3 protein-coding genes and 1 pseudogene are annotated in these 4,217 nt (G+C 52.5%); 1 reads left to right on the forward strand and 3 read right to left on the reverse strand.

What is annotated here, in order from left to right:
• Positions 1-77: 77 nt before the first annotated feature.
• A pseudogene (locus LB536_RS30820) lies at positions 78-256 on the forward strand (SOS response-associated peptidase); the annotation flags it as partial.
• On the opposite strand, the gene LB536_RS30825 reads toward LB536_RS30820, so the two are convergent.
• The 3 genes from LB536_RS30825 to LB536_RS30835 all read right to left on the reverse strand — a co-directional run bounded on the left by LB536_RS30825 (position 251) and on the right by LB536_RS30835 (position 3,682).
• Positions 251-754, reverse strand: coding sequence for a hypothetical protein (locus tag LB536_RS30825; RefSeq protein ID WP_224599117.1), 504 nt, complete (start codon positions 752-754; stop codon positions 251-253). The pseudogene LB536_RS30820 and the gene LB536_RS30825 overlap by 6 nt on opposite strands.
• Positions 755-1,127: 373 nt before the next feature.
• Positions 1,128-1,952, reverse strand: a complete 825-nt coding sequence (locus tag LB536_RS30830; protein WP_224599118.1) for a hypothetical protein — start codon at positions 1,950-1,952, stop codon at positions 1,128-1,130.
• 2 nt (positions 1,953-1,954) lie between these two features.
• Positions 1,955-3,682: a hypothetical protein gene (locus tag LB536_RS30835; RefSeq protein WP_224599119.1), complete on the reverse strand. Its 1,728-nt coding sequence runs from the start codon at positions 3,680-3,682 to the stop codon at positions 1,955-1,957.
• Between the last annotated feature and the right edge of the window lie 535 nt (positions 3,683-4,217).

Below are 4,217 nucleotides of genomic sequence, written 5' to 3' on the forward strand. Positions count from 1 at the left end.
GAAAAACAGGCCGCATGAGGCCAGAAATGAAGCGCCGGACTCTCCATTGAAATGGAGGGAACAAGGGTCTCAGGTCACCGGTGATCCTCACCACCTGGGAGGAGGTGGATACCTGGCTCACGGCCCCGTGGTCCGAAGCGCGGCACATGCAGCGGACGGCCCCGGGCGATGCCTTGGTGATAGTTAGAAGCCAGCCACACAGACCAAGTTTCCACAGCGGGATAGTAACCCAGGTGAGCAACTGCCGTTGCTATGAGAACCGCCAACCCCGACGAAGATCATCATAGAAGTGCCAACCATGTCCGGGCTGTTTGCCGTGCGCGGCGCTAGCGCCAACAGTTTTGTCCACTGTTCGGTCCAAAGAGGAGAGGGCGTCAAACACGTGGCGGATGTGAATCGCCGAGTATTTGGAGTCTGCTCTCATATAGCGGAATTCATAACTCTTGTGGTGGTCGCCTAGGAGGTCAACCAAGACCGTTGCGCCGCTGTCATTCAGGCCCTTGGCTTCGGCCATTTCAAGCAGCTTGCGTAAATCGTGGCGCACCTCCGGCCTGCGGAGGTCCTTCTCCGTATAGCCTTGGCTTGCCAGAAACGATTTCAGATACAGCTCCGTCGCAAATCCAGTCAGCATATGAAAGCTCAAGTAAAAGGAAGAGTCGTCCGGCACCTGGAAGCGCATGGGGCTTGTCATCATCACAAAGGCCGATTGGACGTACCCTTTGGCTGTGCTGTAAGGCGTTGTGGGATCGTTCACGGCGTTGTTCTCTTATTGCTCTCTCTGCTGGGCAGCACCTACTCTACTATCCATCATCTCTCCAGATCACGCCGCGAACTATTCGGACCCCGACAAGCCGCCTCACTCGTATCTTCATGCCCTGCACCGCGCCAGGCAGAAGGATATCTACGTCAAACTCCCGCCACTTGCAGCTCGCACCGCATATGCGCTCCACATCCCAGAATGGAATGTCCCCCATGAGCTTGAGAAGGTCCCCCGGCAGATAGTGGCGCGTTATGTTGCAGTTGATGCAGCGGCTACGGATTAGCTGAGCAACCTCATGCGCTCGGCATAGGGTCTGCATTATCCAAGCTCGTGCAGCCTTTAGTCGCCGCCAGGCGGCCGGTCCTGCCTAAAGATTGTATTGGCCCTCGACCTTCGCGAGGCATGCAGACCGATTCATATGCGAGCGCCCTCTCCGCAACCGCCAATCCTCCTTGGAGTGAAACGTTTTCCATATGTAGCCAAACATCTTGTACGCGAGTCTCGGCTCCCAATCTGCCCGCTGTCGCCAGTCGATAGCCCACCGTTTGCACATCAATACGAAGATTTCGCGATTAAACGTCATTACAAGCGTGCTGACAACGGAAGCAATATCTTGTAGCTCCCCATAACCGATCGTAATTCTTATTGGTCCGTCATATCGTTGAATATCGAGCTGCACTGCGTTCTTGCCTGGCAGAAGACCGTCGCCATGCACAATTCCGTGGCGGAGCTGGCATACAACTTCGTATTGCTCAAGTAGAGCTAGGAAAACGGTGTCTTCCATTTTGAAGCCGATATATTCTTTGGTGACGCTAACCAATTCGTTTTTCGACGCAAATGAAGCGTGCTCAAATGCGCTCCTGCTAAAGCCCACCTGTCCGTGCCAAAGTAGGCCGCCCAAGTTGACCGTTTTCCTTGCCGCATTTGATCGGGCTAAGGGGCAAATCTCGATACAGAAAGAAAGTACGGCTCGGAAATAGGCCTCGGCCGAAGACACAATTCCGATAACAAGTAGTCGTCCAATAAAATCATTGTCCCGCAAACGTTCCGGCGTGGAATAGGTAAGTATCTGCGAAATGCTTACCCGGTACATATCAATAGGAGCGCCTAAATCACAAGTGCGAAGGTAGTTATCCAAGCTGCCAAGTCGACTACCTGCCGGAACTTCATTGGCGTAATCTGCTATATCCATGGTTATGCAACGTGCTCTTCCGCACAAGTTGCTATGTGTGCAGCTCTAACCTCGCCGATGAATTTGATGCCACGTAGACTCGTCCTCTTTGTATCGATCAAAATATCCTTGATTTTGCGAATGTTCGAGTTGTCCTTGATGCGGGTAACCATCCGCCTACTTAGCGGCAATACGGAAATATCTTGGTTGACAAGCTCGTCGTACAAGGATGTTGTCTTCAATTGAGCCCCGCAGTTCTGACAGAAACGAGCATGTTCACTTGCCCGTTCTGCACCACAACTCTGGCAGTGCGGGAGTGTAAGCCTGAATAGTTCCGGGTAATCTGCTGGTTTGACCAAGCTTTCGGGCGAAACGCGGGGCCACGCCTGATGGGTTTGCGCCGCAAATGCAGTTACAAACATCGATACGCTCTTGGTGCGGCGGCCAATGATTGCGTTTTCGGTAACTAGGTCTCCAAAATGCACCAGATACAGCTCGAATACCCCCTTCACGCCACGGCTATTTTCCCCTACGGGCATTAGAAGGCCTGCATACTGCAAGAAGCCTAAGACTTTCTCTATCTCGGGACTTATCGGCCGCTTTATTCCAACCTCTAATGCTTGGTCATCAAAGGGCCGTTCCCTATTATATCGCTTTATTACCTCGAGGATGTTTCCATAGATGGCCTGGCCGGTAGAAACGAAGATTTTATAGGACGGAACTTTATAGGACAAAGAATCATATACGTTGTGCGAAAGCTCCCGACCTTGTTTGGCGATGTCTAGCAACCTTCTCCTGTCCACAGTAGGGGAGTTGCCAGAATCTTCATGATATATTGTTCTCAACATATTGAGAAAAGATCGTGGAATGCCGAACGCTACAAACGCCAAAAATTCAATTGCTTGAGGATTTGCTTCTATCGATGCCGGCAATTGTCCGCCAAATCGTTTTTCAGCAAGCGCTCGCATGAAGCCTATGTAGGGTTTTCTATCCGGACGTACCCACACATCAATTTGTTCGGCATCGTGGCCAACGTGAAAGGTGGGGGAGTGGCTTGTAATGCCGGGATAGATCGCTGCCTTCGGAGAGATTTCGCGACTCTTTACCTGTCGGAAAAATTCAAAGAAATCCTCTTGCTGCTTTGGCGAGAAGGCATGTGCCGCATCATCGAGCAGCAAGACGCACCGAGCCAAAGAATTCAAGCTGAGAAGTCTATTGATGTTACGAGCCAGTCCGTCGGTGGTGAATTCCTCCACGACCTTGTTCGCATCCAATCTTCCAGCCTCAATCGCGGCAATCGCGGAGGCGATCTCGGGCTTTGACGGGAAGTCCTCGGGAGTTTCGTAATGTGCCGCTCGCTCGATGCTATCCAACACTCCTTCATAAATCTTCAGAGTCAGCCACATGCGGAACCAAAACGGAGCGTTAGGCGTGTTAATATAAAGCGGCTCCAATTTGAGTGACAGCTTGAAGTTTACATAAACGGGAAAGGTACTAGCCTCGGGGTTCCGAAGCAGGCCGTAGTAAGCCTTGAGCATGAGGGTTGTCTTGCCGCAGCCGCGAGGGCCAACAAGGAGCTTCGCGCCCCCCAAAGAGAGGCGGCGGACAATGCTCTCCTCATCGGGGTGCTCGGCACTCAGCTCCAAAAATCGTTCTTCGGGCAGGTACTCGGCCTGCTCAACGAAATTTGCGTCAAGCGGAAGTTCGTCGCCGCCCTCTTCAATCCCATGTGTGTCAGCTCCGGAAGGCATAAACTATTCCTATCGAACACCGCCCGAATGATGACGGCACTAGTCTAGTATAGTTCACGCGTCGAGATCGCAATGCAAGCCGCCGAAAGCGCTTTACTGGGGACAGGTGCGGGGCTGCCTATTGATGAGCGAGGTTCGCCCCCTATCCCCGACGACACGTTTCTGGCTATTGAGCTGAAGCAGAAAAATCTCCCCCGGGTCGGCGAGGAATGTTCTACTCTCTCCGCCAGTTTTTCGACAGCGACGCCTCGACCTAATATCTCCTATCAAGTTTGCAGATGTTGTGATCAACTGCTATGGGACGAACCGCGTTGCCCCTGAAAAGCTCTTTGTTTTCAATGCTTGGGTGCTGCCTTTGAGGGACTTCAATCCTCTCTCGCAGCACCAGTCTATCTTGTTGAAATCCCTCAACCATTTGACACGCAAGGCGTTGCGCCCATTATTCCGTTACAAAAGTCGATCGTGTCCCTCTGGGTGGTGTAGCTGGCGGCATTGGTCGCCGTGCTCTCCGGCATGGGCCGGGCTGATTAGCGCG

Source organism: Mesorhizobium sp. ES1-3 (assembly GCF_020164795.1).
In the GTDB taxonomy this organism is placed as follows: domain Bacteria; phylum Pseudomonadota; class Alphaproteobacteria; order Rhizobiales; family Rhizobiaceae; genus Mesorhizobium.